Consider the following 14131-nt stretch of genomic DNA (forward strand, 5'->3'; position numbering starts at 1 on the left):
GATCAGGAACTGCACCAGGATGTTGCGCATCCCGTAGAAGCTGAACCGCTCGCAGCCCTCGTTACCGATGATGTAGGGGATCTGGCGGGGCATCCGCCCCTGCGGGGCGGGCGGTGCTGCTACGTGGCTGGTCGTCATCTGCGGGCGATCCGTAAATACAAAGGTTGCAAGCGTAACCCATCATGCCGCCTTCACGTCGATGCAATTGACAGAAAAACCTTACACATCAACGCTGATTAACCCTACTCAGCAACCGTCCACGAATCTTAGACAGAGCTCAGAATAAGATGAGTCAACCTCTCCAGGACCGTTGCGATGTTGCGTTGGGGCTGTTTCGGACTGCTGGTGCTCTCGTTCTCTGTCCTGGCCGAGGCCCCAGCGCCGGTGCTGAAGATCGCCAATCTCCGGCTGCCACCGGCCGGTGAGGTATGGGCGGGCAATCGTGAGCGCATCGCCGCGCTGATCCAGGACCTGCAGGCCGACGTCATCGTGGTGCAGGACGTGCGCCAGGCCAGTGACAGCTCCAATCCGGCGTGCTGGCTGGGTACGCGCATCAAGTACAGCTGCGACTTCATCAGCGCCGACCGGCCCAGCCAGGCCCAACGCCGTGGCAATGCCGTGCTGACCCGCCTCACCGCCCTGGAAGATGGCATCACCCTGCTGCATGGTGACCAAAACCCCGCCGTCGCGGGCATGCAGCGGCTGCAACTGCAGCGCGCGCGCCTGAACGTGTATGCGGCCAGCATGCGCCCGTCCGACAACACCACCATCGTCCGTGGTCACCAGGCCGCCGATCTGCGGGCCTGGATGGATGCGACCAGTCAGACCTTGCCTTCCCTGGTGGTCGGCGACTTTGCAGCCCCAACCGACGAACTGGTGCGCCAGCTTCCCGGCTTCCAGCCTGCGCGGCGCAACCCGAGCGTACGCCGCAATGAGGGCCGCGCCGCCAATCCTGACGAGCATGGCCTTGACGTGCTGTACCAGGTTCGCAGCTTTGCTGACATCACCCAGCAGGCGGTCGAACTGACTGAGCCTGACGATCAAGCCGGCCCACTACGCTTGGGCATGATGGCCACCCTGCGGGTGACCCGGGTCGTGCCCGAGCCCGCAGATCCACCGGAGCCGGAACCGGGGATGCTTTAAGCCCCCGCCAATTTGGGCGTGCGCTTGTCTGGTCGCCTCGGTGTCGCCCAGAGAGAGGCCCGCCTCCCACTCTTACCCGGGCTACATCTTGGGCACGAAACAGAAAAAGCCGGGCAACGCCCGGCTTTTTCCTTCCTCATGACTGGCCGTAGCTACCCGCCAGTCACCGCACTCAGGCGATGGCTTCCTGGTAACGACGCTCGACTTCATTCCAGTCGACGACGTTGAAGAACGCGCCGATGTATTCCGGGCGACGGTTCTGGTACTTCAGGTAGTACGCGTGTTCCCACACGTCCAGCGCCAGGATCGGAGTATTGCCGTCCATCAGCGGGCTGTCCTGGTTGGCCGAGGACTCGACGACAACCTTCTTGTCCGGGGTCACGCTCAGCCATGCCCAGCCGCTGCCGAAACGGGTCAGCGCAGCCTTGGTGAAGGCTTCCTTGAACTTCTCGAAGCCGCCCAGCTGCGACTCGATGGCCTTGCCCACGTCACCGACCGGCTGGCCGCCGCCGTTGGGCGACATCACCGTCCAGAACAGCGAGTGGTTGGCGTGGCCGCCACCGTTGTTGCGGACCGGGCCCTGCAGGTTCTCCGGCAGCGACTTGGTCTTCTTTACCAGCTCTTCAACCGGCAGGTCGGCGTACTCGGTGCCTTCCAGCGCTGCATTGACGTTGTTGATGTAGGTCTGGTGGTGCTTGGTGTGGTGGATTTCCATCGTGGCCGCATCGATATGCGGTTCGAGGGCGTCATAGGCGTAGGACAGCTTGGGAAGGGTGTAGGCCATGAGGGATCTCCTTTAGATACCTGATATTGCATCCGGCCGAAAAACCGGACGCTGCGGTATGAATGGTAGGGACGAACCATCAACTTACCAAGGGTGATGTAAAGGAAACTTTGTCCCGCCATCGGTCCAGCGACGGAATCACCTGCAACTGTGCTGCTGTTGTTACTGCACCGTGAAACAACGGCACTGAACCGGCCATTCAACAAACACAGGCCACTGGGCTGATAATCGGGGTCCGTTTCCAAGCTCCTGCCGCTGCCAATGCGTAAGCCCTTACTTCTTGTTGTTGCCATCGTCCTGCTGGTTGCGGGCCTGTGGGGAATGCGTGTTGTGCAGCAACCGCCACCGCCACAATTCGCGCCCTCGCTCACCCAGGGTACGGATGTGGCCGCTGCCCCGGCCGCGCTGCCCGATGCTGGCCGCAAGCAAGCAGATCCGTTACCGGCCTTCCTGCCGGCGGAGGCGCGTCAGACCATTGCCTTGATCCAGCGCGGCGGCCCCTACCCGCACAAGCAGGACGGCAGCGTGTTCGGCAACCGCGAACGCCAGCTGCCGCAGCGCCCACGCGGTTACTACCACGAGTACACCGTCGACACCCCGGGACTGAACCATCGCGGCGCCAAGCGCATCGTTACCGGTGGCGACCCGCCGGAAGCCTGGTACTACACCGACGACCATTACGACAGCTTCCGTAGCTTTGAAGTACCTGCGGCTGGAGAACGCCATGAGTGACAGCGGTTTCGACATGGGTCTTGAAGATGCCAGCCAGGCCGGCGTGTACGGCGTCGGCGACGGCGATCTGGGCGGCTTGGCAGCGGCCGCGCGTGATGCAGGCCTCAAGGTGCTGCGTATCGATCTTGAAGAGTGCGCCGACAAACGCACCCTGTTGATGCGTATCGGCACGCAGCTGGATTTTCCGCCAGGCTGGAGCCGCAACTGGGATGCGCTGTCCGACGCCCTGCGCGATATGTCATGGCTGCCGGCCAACGGCTATGCCCTGCTTTTCAGCCAGGCCGGAGATCTGCGTGGCGCCAGCCCGGCGGACTTCGACACCCTGCTGGATGTCCTGTCGGAAGCCTCAACCCGTTGGGCCGAGGACAAGGTGCCGTTCTGGGCCTTCTTCGAGTTGCCGCAGGGTGGAGAGGAAGACGCCGGAGACGAAGAAGAGTGATTCAGCGTGCGGCCTGCAGCCATTGCGCCAGGCCGCCCAGCTGCTGGGCCTGCACCTTGTCCACGATAGGTGCCAATTTGCCCAGGTCATCCGGCGCATAACCCCCGGCACGGTAGCGCCAACTTACGCGGGTAGCCTGGCCTTCCGCCTGCAGCGTCCATTCGGCCACCCCCTGCAGGCCCATGCCCTGCATCGGCCCCAAGCCGCCAACCATGCGCAGGGTCTTCTCCGGGTCAACGAACACGACCTGCAGATGTTGGGCTTGCTTTGCGCCGCCGATCTCGCAGAAACAGCCACCGGCACGGGCATCGATGGAGAGCGTGGCCTCCTTGCCCCACCAGCTGTGGTCTTTCGGCCACCATTGGTCGATATCAGCTGTCATCGCCTGCCATACGTGTGTCGGTGAAGCTGCGATCACGACGCTGTTCTCAACGGTGAAGCCAGCTGCGCTCGAATCCTTGACCTCTGCCTGGGCAGGCAGCACAAATGCCGCAGCAAGCAACACGAGGGGGGTAAGCGTGCGGTGCATGGTGCTTCCTTCTGGGTGCGGCGAATGAGGCCAGCATGCTAGGTGTCCCAGGGGGCCGGCAAGTCCGCGGTTCGATGCAGCCCGCCTCCCCGGAACAGGCAGTTACACCTGCAGCTTCACTACAGGCGAGGAAGCAGGCACCGAGGCCGGCCCCTTCAACTCGATGGTGTTGCCATCCGGATCGCGGAAATACAACGACATTCCATCGCCTTCCGCACCGAAGTTGACTTCGGCTGCCGCCAACGGCGTTGCACCATGCGCGGACAGATACGCAAGCAAGCCCGCTTCATCGAAGGGTTCGATGCGCAGACACAGATGATCGAGGTTGCGCGCCTCCGGCCCGGGACCGGCACCACCGCGTGCACCCAGGGCCCCCTCAAGACTGATCAGGTCGATCATCGATGTGCCCGCGCGCAGATGCACCAGGCCCAGATGTTCGCGCCGCCGTACCACCTCGCAGCCCAGCACGGTTGAATAGAACGCGATGCTGCGCTCCAGGTCACGGACCCGGAACACAACATGATCAATACGTTCCAGCTTGAACGGTCTTTCCATCATCGCCTCGCAGCATCCGTGGATACCATCCTGCCGCCCCGTTGCGGGACGGCAGGTGAAGCAACGCCCTGACCCTCACTGATGGCTCAGGCGTCCAGTTCCTGCCAGCGTGCGTAGGCGGCATCCAGCTCGGCCTGCACCTTGGTCAACTGTTGGGTGTGGGCGGTTACCTCGGCGCTCGACCGGGTATAGAACGAGGGATCGTTCATCGCCGAAGTCAGGCCTTCCACGTCCAGCTCCAGCTGCTCGATCTTCGCCGGCAGCTGCTCCAGTTCGCGCGCATCCTTGAAGCTCAGCTTGCGCTTGTTGGCAGCAGCGGGAACCGGCGCCGGGGCGGCAGCGGCTGCCGCAGGGGCCGCCGTTGCAGACGCCTTGGCGACCGCCATCGCCGTCTGCGTTGGCGCCGGGCGCTGGCGCAGCGAGTCGCTGTAACCGCCGATGTAATCGCCCACCTTGCCCTCGCCTTCCAGCACCAACGTGGAGGTCACCACGTTGTCGAGGAAGTCACGGTCATGGCTGACCAGCAGCAGGGTGCCGGTGTAGTCGGCCAGCAGCTCTTCCAGCAGCTCCAGCGTTTCCACGTCCAGATCGTTGGTCGGTTCGTCCATCACCAGCAGGTTGGACGGCTGCGCGAACAATTTGGCCAGCAGCAGGCGGTTGCGCTCACCACCGGACAGGCGGGTGATCGGCGCGCGCGCGCGTTCCGGGGTGAACAGGAAGTCCTGCAGGTAGGCATGCACGTGCTTGCGCTTGCCATTGAGGTCAATGAAGTCCGCGCCTTCGGCCACGTTCTCGATCGCGCTCCAGTCCTCGCGCAGGGTGGCGCGGTACTGGTCGAAATAGGCGATCTGCAGGTTGGTGCCCTGGCGCACTTCGCCGCTGTCCGGCTGCAGGTCGCCCAGCAGCAGCTTGAGCAAGGTGGTCTTGCCACTGCCGTTGGGGCCGATCAGGCCAATGCGGTCGCCACGCAGGATGGTGGTTTCAAAATCCTTGACCATCACCCGCTCACCGAAGGCGAAGGAGATGTTCTTGATGTCGATGACCTTCTTGCCGGAGTTCTCGGCACCGGCTGCTTCAAGCTTGACGTTGCCGCTCAGCTCGCGACGCTGGCTACGCTCGTTGCGCATCGCCTTGAGCCGGCGCACGCGGCCTTCGTCGCGGGTACGACGGGCCTTGATGCCCTGGCGGATCCACACTTCTTCCTGTGCCAGCAGCTTGTCGAAGCGGGCGTTTTCCTGCGCCTGTGCGTTGAGGCGCTCTTCGCGGCGGCGCTCGTAGTTGTCCCAGTCGCCCGGCCAGCTGGTGACCTGGCCGCGGTCGATCTCAACGATGCGGGTAGCCAACGCACGCAGGAAGCGACGGTCATGGGTGACGAACACCACGCAGCCGTTCCAGCCCTTGAGGAAGGTTTCCAGCCAATCGATGGCTTCGATATCCAGATGGTTGGTCGGCTCGTCGAGCAGCAGCACGTCCGGGCCGGCGACCAGCGCACGCGCCAGCAGCACGCGGCGCTTCATGCCGCCAGACAGGCGGCCGAATTCGGCGTCGCCATCCAGGTCGAGCTTGGTCAGGGTTTCCTCGACGCGCTGGTCCAGACCCCAGCCATCGGCGGCATCGATCTTGGCCTGCACATTGCCCATCGCCTCGCCGTCGAACACCTCGGCATGGCTCAGGCGATGGAATTCGGCCAGCCAATGGCCGAGTTCGCCCAGGCCATCGGCGACCACGTCGAACACGCTGCCGGCTGCGCCATGCGGCACTTCCTGCTCGAGCCGGGTGACGCGCACGCCCTGCTGCACGCGCACCTCGCCGTCATCGGGCTTGAGCTCGCCAGCCATCAGCTTCATGAGAGTGGATTTGCCGGCGCCGTTGCGGCCGATCAGGGCGATACGCTCGCCAGTCTCGATCGACAGTTCGGCTTTTTCCAGCAACAACGGGCCGCCGACGCTGTAGTCGACGTTCTGCAAGGTAATCAAAGGCATGGGCGTATTGTACGGGCTATGGCGCCCGGCCGGCGCTCAATCGTCGGTAAACACGTCCACAGGCAGCCCCAGCAGTTGGCGCAGGCTGTCCGGCACCCGCTTGCCCGGATGGCGCACTGCCCACAGTTGGCGTTGCAAGCGCGGCAACGGCGTGGCCAGCTCGCGCAACTTGCCCAGCTCGATCAGGTCCGCCACGGCATGGCGCGACAGACAGGCCAGGCCCAGTCCTGCCACCGCCCCCTGCTTGATCGCTTCGGTGCCGCCCAGCTGCAAGACCGCATCAAAGCCATGCAGATGTGGCAGCAGCGCCTGCTCCGCCGCCTCGCGCGTGCCGGAGCCTGGTTCGCGCAACAGCCAGCAGGCCTGCCGCAGCTGTTGCAGATCCGCCCCCGCCCGCAGCGCAGCTGCATGGGGATGCCGGTCGCCGAACACGATGATCAGCTCATCGCGCTGCCATTGCGCCACCTCCAGCCCCGGCTCGTGATTGGGACCCTCGATCAGTCCGACATCCACCTCCAGCCGTTGCACCGACTGCACGACTTCACGCGTGTTGCCGATCACCAGATCAACCTGGGCGTGCCGGTTGTGTTCCTGCAGGGTGGCGATGCGAGCAGGCATCAGGTAGTTGCCGATGGTCGTACTCGCGCCGACCCGCCAGCGGACCGGCGTGTTGGCGCTGAAACGGCGCTCGATATCTGCCATGCCGGCCAGCAGGGCCTTGGCTTCGGGCAGCAAGGCCCGCCCTTGACCATTGAGCAGCAATCGCCGACCAATGCGATCAAACACCGGCTGACCCAACTGGCCCTCCAGCTCGTTCAGGGCGGCGCTCACAGCTGACTGAGACAGGCCAATGGCGGCACCGGCCGCCGTGGTCGTTCCGGCGTCGGCAATGGCAGCGAATATCTCGAGCTGGCGCAGGGAAAGGTGCACAACCTACCCATAAAATTGGTTGAATTTACGAATAGTATCCGTTTTACAGCTGATTACACGAAGGCCACGATGGGCCACCCTCTCATAACCCATCGTCATGAACACCGCCACACAAGGGCTGGAGCAGCCCACACCGCAGCGCCTCCCCGGCCTGATCCTGACCGCCACCATCGCCGGGCTGTCGATCTGGGCAGCTACCTTGCCCTGGCTGCAAGCGCACGGCATCAGCGCGCTGACACTGGCCATCGTTGCCGGCATCGTCCTTGGAAATACCGCCTACACCCGTCTGGCACCGCGGGCGGCCACCGGCGTTGGCTATGCCAAGGCCACCCTGCTGCGCGCCGGCATCGTCCTGTACGGCCTGCGCCTGACCCTGCAAGACATCGGCCAGGTAGGCGCCACCGGCGTGGTGATCGATGCCTTGGTGCTGTGCTCGACGTTTGCACTGGCCTGGTGGCTGGGTACCCGAGTACTTGGTCTGGACCGCAATTCGGCCCTGTTGATCGGTGCCGGCAGCTCGATCTGTGGCGCTGCTGCGGTGATGGCGACCGAGCCGGTGGTCAAAGGACGCGCCGAGCAGGTTGCCGTAGCCGTGGCCACGGTGGTCGTGTTCGGCACACTGGCGATGTTTCTGTATCCGCTGTTGTACCAATGGGGCGTCAGCGCCGGCTGGATGCCCCTGGATGAAACCGGCTTCGGTGTTTTTACCGGCGCTACCGTGCATGAGGTTGCCCAGGTGGTGGCCGCTGGGCGCGCGATCAGCGAGCCTGCTGGCGACGCCGCCGTCATCACCAAGATGGTCCGGGTGATGATGCTGGCGCCATTCCTGGTTGGCTTGTCGGCGCTGCTTGCGCGCGGGGAAAGCAAGGCAACCGGGCAACGCTCCGCCATTACCATTCCCTGGTTCGCATTCGGCTTCGTTGCGATGGTGGCGTTCAACTCCCTGCAATTGTTGCCCGCCTCGCTGGTCAAGCTGCTTGTAGATCTCGACACCGTGCTGCTGGCGATGGCGATGGCTGCGCTGGGGCTGACGACACACGTCTCGGCGCTGCGCCAGGCCGGGGCCAAGCCCATGCTGCTGGCCGTGCTGCTGTTCGTCTGGCTGCTGGGCGGCGGGATGCTGATCAATCTCGGGGTTAGGGCGCTGATGTGAGGCTGGGCGCGCTGCGCTGACTACAGGACGGCAGTAGCCGATGCGCTCCCCGCTGAGGTTCCCTGCCTTCGCGGCGCGTCCCTTCTCCCGCAAACGGAGAACGGACGCGCCTGGCAGGCACAGCTGCCCGGCATCTGCGAAAATGCGCCATGACTGACTTTTCCTCCCTGCCGCTGTCGCCGGCACTCGCACCTGGCATCGACGCGCTGGGCTATACCTCGATGACGCCGGTACAGGCGCTGGCCCTGCCGCCGATCCTGGAAGGCCGCGACGTGATCGCGCAGGCCCCCACCGGCAGCGGCAAGACCGCCGCCTTTGGCCTGGGCCTGCTCAACCGGCTCGACCTGTCCATCAGCCGCACCCAGGCGCTGGTGCTGTGCCCTACCCGCGAACTGGCTGACCAGGTCGGCAAGCAGTTGCGCAAGCTGGCCACCGGCATCCCCAACCTCAAGCTGCTGATCCTCACCGGCGGCATGCCGCTGGGCCCGCAGTTGGCCTCGCTGGAAGCCCATGACCCGCAGGTCGTGGTCGGCACCCCTGGCCGCGTGCAGGAACTGGCACGCAAGCGCGCGCTGAACCTGGGCCAGGTTCGCACCTTCGTGCTGGACGAAGCCGACCGCATGCTCGACATGGGCTTTGAAGAGCCGATCCGCGAGATCGCCGGGCGCACCCACAAGGACCGCCAGAGCCTGCTGTTCTCGGCCACCTTCCCCGAGGAAATCCGCGAGCTGGCCCGCGCCCTGCTCAACGAGCCGGTCGAAGTCACCATCGATGGCCAGGCCGAGGCGCCGGCGATCCAGCAGCTGTTCTTTGAAGTGGAGCCAGCCAACCGCCAGAAGGCACTGGGCGGCCTGTTGCTGAAGTACACGCCCGAATCGGCGGTGGTGTTCTGCAACACCCGCAAGGACGTGGACGAAGTAGCCAATTCGCTGCGCCAGTTCGGCTTCTCCGCGCTGGCCCTGCACGGCGACATGGAACAACGCGACCGCGATGAAGTGCTGATGCAGTTCTCCAACCGCAGCTGCAACGTGCTGGTCGCCAGCGACGTAGCCGCGCGCGGCCTGGACGTGGAAGACCTGGCAGCCGTGGTCAACTACGAGCTGCCTACCGATATCGATACCTACCAGCACCGTGTCGGCCGTACAGGCCGCGCCGGTCGCAACGGTCTGTCGATGAGCCTGGTCGCCGGCCGCGAGCGCAACCGCGCCGATGCGCTGGAAGCGCAACAGGGCAATCCCTTGAATTGGCAGAAGACCCCGCTGGCCACGGCACGCCCGGCAGAATTGCCGCAGGCGGCGATGACCACCCTGCGCATCGACGGCGGCAAGACCGACAAGCTGCGGGCTGGCGACATCCTTGGCGCGCTGACCGGCGATGCCGGGCTGTCGGCCAAGGCCATTGGCAAGATCGATATCTTCCCTACCCGTTCCTATGTCGCCATTGCCCGTGAGCAGGTTGGCAAGGCGTTGGCGCGGCTGGAAGCGGGCAAGATCAAGGGCAAGCGGTTCCGCGTACGCAAGATGTGAGCACGCTTCGTAGCGCAGGGTCATGCTCCGCTGGGGCTTTACCGGCGAAGCCTCCGCCGAGCATGGCTCGGCACTACAGATGGAAGACGGCGCTTTTGGCGCCGTCTTTTGTTTTAGCTGCAGGCGTAGCCCGGGCAAGCGCAGCGCACCCGGGGATTTATGGATAAAGCCCCTGCCGAGCGTGGCTCGGCACTATCGACGTGGGCGACAGAGTACGAATACCAGCAGACTGCTGACCACCAGCAGCGCCAAGGCAGGGCCTGCGCTGACACCGCGATGGATCAGCAACAGGTAGACGCCAATACACGCCGCCATCAACGCGGGCAACCAGACAGCAGATGCCTGCTTTGCACGCCAGGCGCGTATCGCCACCGACACGCTGATCAGCCCGCCATAGATAAACGCCCAGCGATCCAGATCCGGCGCGAATTCATAAACGTTGCAGACCACGAACCAGGCGGTCCAACCCGCCATCGCCAACACCAACGCCAGCAGGCCAAAGCGGCGCATGCTCAGGCAAACACCGCGACGCTCTGGCGGCCACGCATCACCGCCCGCCCCTGCGCATCCCAGACCTGCATGTCCTGCGAGGAATAGCCGTCGGCCGCATGCTGGCTGAGCGAACGCAATAGAAACCATTCGCCCTGTGGCTGTGGCTCAAGCAACTCGAAACTCCAGTTGATCGAACTGATAGGCGCAGGTGCGGTGAAGCTGGTGAACGCCGCCGGCGGCAGCGCATCGGCCATGGCCACCAAGGCCACTGCCGGATCCACGCCAGTGGCGTCGTTGTGCCTGACCCAGGTCAGCAGTTCGGCATGCGTCGCGCCTGAAATCGGCCGCGCGCCACCGGCCGGCCGCATCTGGAAATTGGCAGTGAACGCGGGGGCAAACGGCATCGCCGCCATATTGAAGTCCGCATACGCATCAGGACCATCGACTTGCGGGCGATCATCAACGTCATGCACCACCGTACTGCTACGTGCACGCCCGAACACCAGCGCTAATCGCGCTGCCAAGCCGGCTTCGGCGCCGACATCCACGGCCATGTTCAGCACCGACTTGCCTTCGCGCAGCAGCTGCGGGGCGAAGTCCAAACGCCCGCTGGCAGGACCAATGAAACTCACCTGCGCCGCCCGCAACGGCGGCATATCGCCTGACCGTGACGCGATCGCTGCGGTTATGCCCAGCGCACTGAGGATGCCACCGTAAGCCGTACGCCCCTGCCGCCAGGTGTCGGGCAGATCCAATCCGGCAGACGGATCAAACGAAGACAGCAGTTCACTCAGGCTCGGCATGGGCGCTCCAGAGATAGCGGAAATCAGTAAACCAGCGTGGCATGCAACGGCAGCCCCTGCGGCCAGCGCGGACGCCCACCCAGGCCATCGAGTTCGACCAGCACCGCGCCACCCAGCACCTCGGCCTGCAGCTGGCCGGCCAACAGCAATGCGGCCGCCAGCGTGCCGCCGGTAGCCAGCACATCGTCAACCAGGATTACCCGTGTGCCCGGCGCGATGGCGCCGGCACAGACTTCGATACGGTCGCTGCCGTATTCCAGCGCGTATTCCTGCTTCAGGGTTGCACCGGGCAGCTTGCCGGGTTTGCGTACCGGCACGAAGCCAACACCCAACTCCAACGCCAGCGCCGCGCCAAGGATGAAACCGCGCGCCTCGACGCCGAGTACCGCTTCGACACCGGCATCGCGCCACGGGGCAGCCATGGCGGCAATCGCCGCGCGAAAACCGTCGGCGTCGGCCAACAGCGGGGTGATGTCCTTGAACAGGATGCCGGGCTTGGGGAAGTCGGACACGTCGCGGATCGCGCGGGTCCATTCGGGGTGGGCAGTCGTCATTGTCGTCATTCAGAAAGGAGGCAGCTCAGGAGCTGCACGAAAGCATCGAACAGCCAGCACGGTCACGCGCCCATTCCGGGCGCTTGGCGGCAAACGCCTCACGGCCGGGCTGCTCGTCATAAGGATGCCGCATCACGTCCAGCAAGTCCGTGATTCCGGCCGGATCGCCTTGTTCGGCACGGTCGATGGCCTGCTGCGCCAACCAGTTGCGCAGCACATATTTTGGATTGGCCGCCTGCATGATGGCCTTGCGCTGTTGTGGCGTTTGTCCGCTTGCCTGGACCCGGGCCACGTAGCGCTGCAACCAATCGGTCAACGCCAGCACCACACGCTCGCGCCCTGCCGGCGAATAGAACGCGGCCTCCAGCGTCGCCACCTGCGGCTGGACCAGATCGAGGGAAGCCAAGGCGCGGAACGCCAGGGTCATGTCCATCTCGCCATCCTGCAGCAACTGCTGGAACTGCGTCATCAGCTCGGCATCGCCCGCACGAAATTCCCCAAGACCCAGTTTGGCGACCAGGTGCGCGCGTTCCTCTGCGGCCTGGGTATCGGCGAACGCATCCAAGCCTGCCTGCAGCGGTGCCACGTCAGCAAACAGGGGCGACAGCGCCTGCGCCAGACGGACCAGATTCCAATACGCCACCTGCACCTGCGCACCAAAGCGGTAGCGACGACCCTGCGCATCGGTGGTGTTCGGCGTCCAGTCCGGATCGTAGTTCTCCACCCAGCCATAGGGACCGTAGTCCAGGCTCAACCCAAGAATGGACATGTTGTCGGTGTTCATCACACCGTGGACGAAGCCCACCCGCATCCAGTGCGCGACCATCACCGCCGTGCGGGTGCAAACCTGCGCGAACCATTGCGCATACAACGCCTCACCACTGCCAGCCAGCTGCGGGTAATCACGGGCGATGCAGAAATCCACCAGTTGCCGCAGCAAGGCCTGGTCGCCGCGTGAGGCCGGCAGCTCGAAGCTGCCAAAACGGATGAAGGACGGCGCTACCCGGCACACCACCGCACCCGGCTCGGCCTGCGGGTGACCGTCATAGAACATGTCACGCACCACGGCATCACCGGTGGCGACCAGGCTCAATGCGCGCGTTGTCGGAATGCCCAGGTGATGCATTGCCTCCGAGCACAGGAACTCGCGGATGGAGGAGCGCAGCACCGCGCGGCCGTCAGCACCACGCGAGTAAGGCGTCGGGCCTGCACCCTTGAGCTGCAGTTCCCAACGCTCGCCACCCACCCGCAACTCGCCGAGCGAGATGGCGCGGCCATCGCCGAGCTGCCCGGCCCAATGGCCAAACTGATGGCCGCCATAATTCGCCGCCCATGGCTGCATGCCTGCATACAGCGCGTTGCCGCCGAACACTTCGGCAAACCCCTGCGTGTGCACATCCAGTCCCAGCTGCGCAGCGACCTCCGGGGAGTAGGCCAGCAGCCGCGGTGCCGCCACCGGCGTCGGCATCACCGACGACCAGGCAGCACCCAGTACCTCGCGACGGCGCGGGCCAGTCTCGTCATCGCCCGGCAGTTCACGCACGAAGCGGTTGTCAAAGTTGAGATCTGTGGTGTTCATCGATAAGAAGTGGGGGCTGGGCAAGGTCCCCGCAAGCTCATTGCTTGCCGCCGACCATGGTCAGCACCCCGCCGCGCGCTTCGGCGCGCTGGTACGCCTGGCGCTCGCCAACGCGCCGCAGGAAATCCTGCAGCTTGGGATAGTCGGCCATGTTGGCGGCACGCGCAGCGGCGGCCTGGACCGGGAAGCTCATCTGGATATCGGCCGCACTGAAGCGCTCACCGGCAAACCAGGGGTGCTCGCCCAGCTCGCGCTCCATCCAGCCAAGATGCAGCCGCAGCTGCGGACCGATGAAGGTCTTCATCACCTTGTCGACGATGCCCTTGGCGATGGGCTTGGCAAAGAACGGCATGGGCGCGCTACGCACCCGCCCAAACACCAGCGCCATCAACAGCGGAGGCATCGCCGAGCCCTCGGCGTAGTGCAGCCAATAGCGATACCGCACGCGCTCGGGCGCCTGCGCAGGCATCGGCTCGGGCGAAAGCAATCGTTGCCCGTCATAGCGATCGGCCAGGTAATCCAGGATCGCCCCGGATTCGGCCAGTACCAAATCCCCATCCTGCAGCACCGGCGACTTGCCCAATGGATGCACCTGCCGCAGCGCTGGCGGCGCCAGCCAGGTGTCGGGGTCTCGCTTGTAGCAGACCAGTTCGTAGTCCAGCCCTAGTTCTTCGAGCATCCACAGCACGCGGTGCGAGCGCGACTGCTCCAGGTGGTGCACCTTGATCATTGCCAACTCCGCTGAGGTTGCCAGCCCGATGCTACCCAGCCGCAGTGAAACCTGGCGTATCCAAGCGCAGACCGCTGCTGACACAACACAAACAAAAACGCCGGAAGCTTTCGCTTCCGGCGTTCCAAGCAACCTTACGGTAGCAGGGGGTCGATTAGACCGCCTGCACCTGGTCAGCCTGCATACCCTTCTGGCCCTGC

Annotated in this window: 16 protein-coding genes; 6 read left to right on the forward strand and 10 right to left on the reverse strand. The window is 64.6% G+C overall.

Going from position 1 to position 14131, the window contains the following annotated elements; all coding sequences use genetic code 11:
• The first annotated feature begins 315 nt into the window (after positions 1-315).
• Positions 316-1143, forward strand: coding sequence for an endonuclease/exonuclease/phosphatase family protein (locus tag RT460_RS18430; protein ID WP_313321126.1), 828 nt, complete (start codon positions 316-318; stop codon positions 1141-1143).
• A gap of 172 nt (positions 1144-1315) precedes the next feature.
• Here the strand turns inward: RT460_RS18430 and RT460_RS18435 are convergent, their stop codons facing one another.
• Positions 1316-1927, reverse strand: a complete 612-nt coding sequence (locus RT460_RS18435; protein WP_313321128.1) for a superoxide dismutase — start codon at positions 1925-1927, stop codon at positions 1316-1318.
• Positions 1928-2188: 261 nt separating this feature from the next.
• Here RT460_RS18435 and RT460_RS18440 point away from each other — a divergent pair, with 261 nt between their 5' ends.
• Both RT460_RS18440 and RT460_RS18445 read left to right on the forward strand, forming a co-directional pair.
• Positions 2189-2659 carry a ribonuclease domain-containing protein gene (locus RT460_RS18440; RefSeq protein WP_313321130.1) on the forward strand — a complete coding sequence of 157 codons (471 nt, stop codon included), beginning with the start codon at positions 2189-2191 and terminating at the stop codon, positions 2657-2659.
• Positions 2652-3098 carry a barstar family protein gene (locus RT460_RS18445; RefSeq protein ID WP_313321132.1) on the forward strand — a complete coding sequence of 149 codons (447 nt, stop codon included), beginning with the start codon at positions 2652-2654 and terminating at the stop codon, positions 3096-3098. Before RT460_RS18440 ends, RT460_RS18445 begins: the two co-directional genes overlap by 8 nt.
• A 1-nt stretch (position 3099) precedes the next feature.
• Here the strand turns inward: RT460_RS18445 and RT460_RS18450 are convergent, their stop codons facing one another.
• From RT460_RS18450 to RT460_RS18465, 4 genes are all read right to left on the reverse strand, one after another.
• The gene (locus RT460_RS18450) at positions 3100-3627 is read right to left on the reverse strand and encodes an SRPBCC family protein (protein WP_313321134.1); all 528 of its coding nucleotides are present in this window, start codon (positions 3625-3627) and stop codon (positions 3100-3102) included.
• A gap of 102 nt (positions 3628-3729) precedes the next feature.
• A complete protein-coding gene (locus RT460_RS18455) occupies positions 3730-4182 on the reverse strand; it encodes a VOC family protein (RefSeq protein ID WP_313321136.1) in 453 nt (150 codons plus the stop codon).
• An 86-nt stretch (positions 4183-4268) separates the two neighbouring features.
• Positions 4269-6164 carry an ATP-binding cassette domain-containing protein gene (locus tag RT460_RS18460; RefSeq protein WP_313321138.1) on the reverse strand — a complete coding sequence of 632 codons (1896 nt, stop codon included), beginning with the start codon at positions 6162-6164 and terminating at the stop codon, positions 4269-4271.
• A gap of 36 nt (positions 6165-6200) precedes the next feature.
• On the reverse strand, positions 6201-7094 hold the full coding sequence (locus tag RT460_RS18465) for a LysR family transcriptional regulator (protein ID WP_313321140.1): 894 nt from the start codon (positions 7092-7094) through the stop codon (positions 6201-6203).
• A gap of 97 nt (positions 7095-7191) precedes the next feature.
• Between RT460_RS18465 and RT460_RS18470 the strand changes: the two genes are divergently transcribed.
• Both RT460_RS18470 and dbpA read left to right on the forward strand, forming a co-directional pair.
• Positions 7192-8247: a YeiH family protein gene (locus RT460_RS18470; protein ID WP_313321142.1), complete on the forward strand. Its 1056-nt coding sequence runs from the start codon at positions 7192-7194 to the stop codon at positions 8245-8247.
• 149 nt (positions 8248-8396) lie between these two features.
• The gene (dbpA, locus tag RT460_RS18475) at positions 8397-9773 is read left to right on the forward strand and encodes an ATP-dependent RNA helicase DbpA (protein ID WP_313321143.1); all 1377 of its coding nucleotides are present in this window, start codon (positions 8397-8399) and stop codon (positions 9771-9773) included.
• Between the two features lie 192 nt (positions 9774-9965).
• On the opposite strand, the gene RT460_RS18480 is transcribed toward dbpA, so the two are convergent.
• Genes RT460_RS18480 through RT460_RS18500 form a run of 5 tightly spaced genes read right to left on the reverse strand, consistent with a single transcriptional unit; the run spans position 9966 to position 13931 of the window.
• Entirely contained in the window at positions 9966-10283 is a 318-nt protein-coding gene (locus tag RT460_RS18480) for a hypothetical protein (protein ID WP_313321145.1), read from the reverse strand.
• Between the two features lie 2 nt (positions 10284-10285).
• Complete coding sequence (locus RT460_RS18485) at positions 10286-11068, reverse strand: thioesterase family protein (RefSeq protein ID WP_313321147.1); 783 nt, start codon at positions 11066-11068, stop codon at positions 10286-10288.
• A 23-nt stretch (positions 11069-11091) separates the two neighbouring features.
• Positions 11092-11631, reverse strand: coding sequence for an adenine phosphoribosyltransferase (locus tag RT460_RS18490; protein WP_313321149.1), 540 nt, complete (start codon positions 11629-11631; stop codon positions 11092-11094).
• Positions 11632-11647: 16 nt separating this feature from the next.
• Complete coding sequence (locus RT460_RS18495; RefSeq protein ID WP_313321150.1) at positions 11648-13201, reverse strand: protein adenylyltransferase SelO family protein; 1554 nt, start codon at positions 13199-13201, stop codon at positions 11648-11650.
• Positions 13202-13238: 37 nt separating this feature from the next.
• On the reverse strand, positions 13239-13931 hold the full coding sequence (locus tag RT460_RS18500) for a glutathione S-transferase (RefSeq protein ID WP_313321152.1): 693 nt from the start codon (positions 13929-13931) through the stop codon (positions 13239-13241).
• On the opposite strand from RT460_RS18500, the gene RT460_RS18505 reads away from it, so the two are divergent.
• A partial coding sequence (locus RT460_RS18505) for a hypothetical protein (RefSeq protein ID WP_313321154.1) occupies positions 13924-14131 on the forward strand: 208 nt, incomplete at its 3' end. The two genes, RT460_RS18500 and RT460_RS18505, sit on opposite strands and share 8 nt — an antisense overlap.

This window comes from Stenotrophomonas sp. (assembly GCF_032061965.1).
Taxonomy (GTDB): Bacteria; Pseudomonadota; Gammaproteobacteria; order Xanthomonadales; family Xanthomonadaceae; genus Stenotrophomonas.

Coding starts and splice junctions, on each gene's coding strand:
- RT460_RS18430 (WP_313321126.1), top strand. CDS start 316: ATGTTGCGTTGGGGCTGTTTCGGACTGCTGGTGCTCTCGTTCTCTGTC.
- RT460_RS18435 (WP_313321128.1), bottom strand. CDS start 1,927: ATGGCCTACACCCTTCCCAAGCTGTCCTACGCCTATGACGCCCTCGAA.
- RT460_RS18440 (WP_313321130.1), top strand. CDS start 2,189: ATGCGTAAGCCCTTACTTCTTGTTGTTGCCATCGTCCTGCTGGTTGCG.
- RT460_RS18445 (WP_313321132.1), top strand. CDS start 2,652: ATGAGTGACAGCGGTTTCGACATGGGTCTTGAAGATGCCAGCCAGGCC.
- RT460_RS18450 (WP_313321134.1), bottom strand. CDS start 3,627: ATGCACCGCACGCTTACCCCCCTCGTGTTGCTTGCTGCGGCATTTGTG.
- RT460_RS18455 (WP_313321136.1), bottom strand. CDS start 4,182: ATGGAAAGACCGTTCAAGCTGGAACGTATTGATCATGTTGTGTTCCGG.
- RT460_RS18460 (WP_313321138.1), bottom strand. CDS start 6,164: ATGCCTTTGATTACCTTGCAGAACGTCGACTACAGCGTCGGCGGCCCG.
- RT460_RS18470 (WP_313321142.1), top strand. CDS start 7,192: ATGAACACCGCCACACAAGGGCTGGAGCAGCCCACACCGCAGCGCCTC.
- dbpA (WP_313321143.1), top strand. CDS start 8,397: ATGACTGACTTTTCCTCCCTGCCGCTGTCGCCGGCACTCGCACCTGGC.
- RT460_RS18480 (WP_313321145.1), bottom strand. CDS start 10,283: ATGCGCCGCTTTGGCCTGCTGGCGTTGGTGTTGGCGATGGCGGGTTGG.
- RT460_RS18485 (WP_313321147.1), bottom strand. CDS start 11,068: ATGCCGAGCCTGAGTGAACTGCTGTCTTCGTTTGATCCGTCTGCCGGA.
- RT460_RS18490 (WP_313321149.1), bottom strand. CDS start 11,631: ATGACGACAATGACGACTGCCCACCCCGAATGGACCCGCGCGATCCGC.
- RT460_RS18495 (WP_313321150.1), bottom strand. CDS start 13,201: ATGAACACCACAGATCTCAACTTTGACAACCGCTTCGTGCGTGAACTG.
- RT460_RS18500 (WP_313321152.1), bottom strand. CDS start 13,931: ATGATCAAGGTGCACCACCTGGAGCAGTCGCGCTCGCACCGCGTGCTG.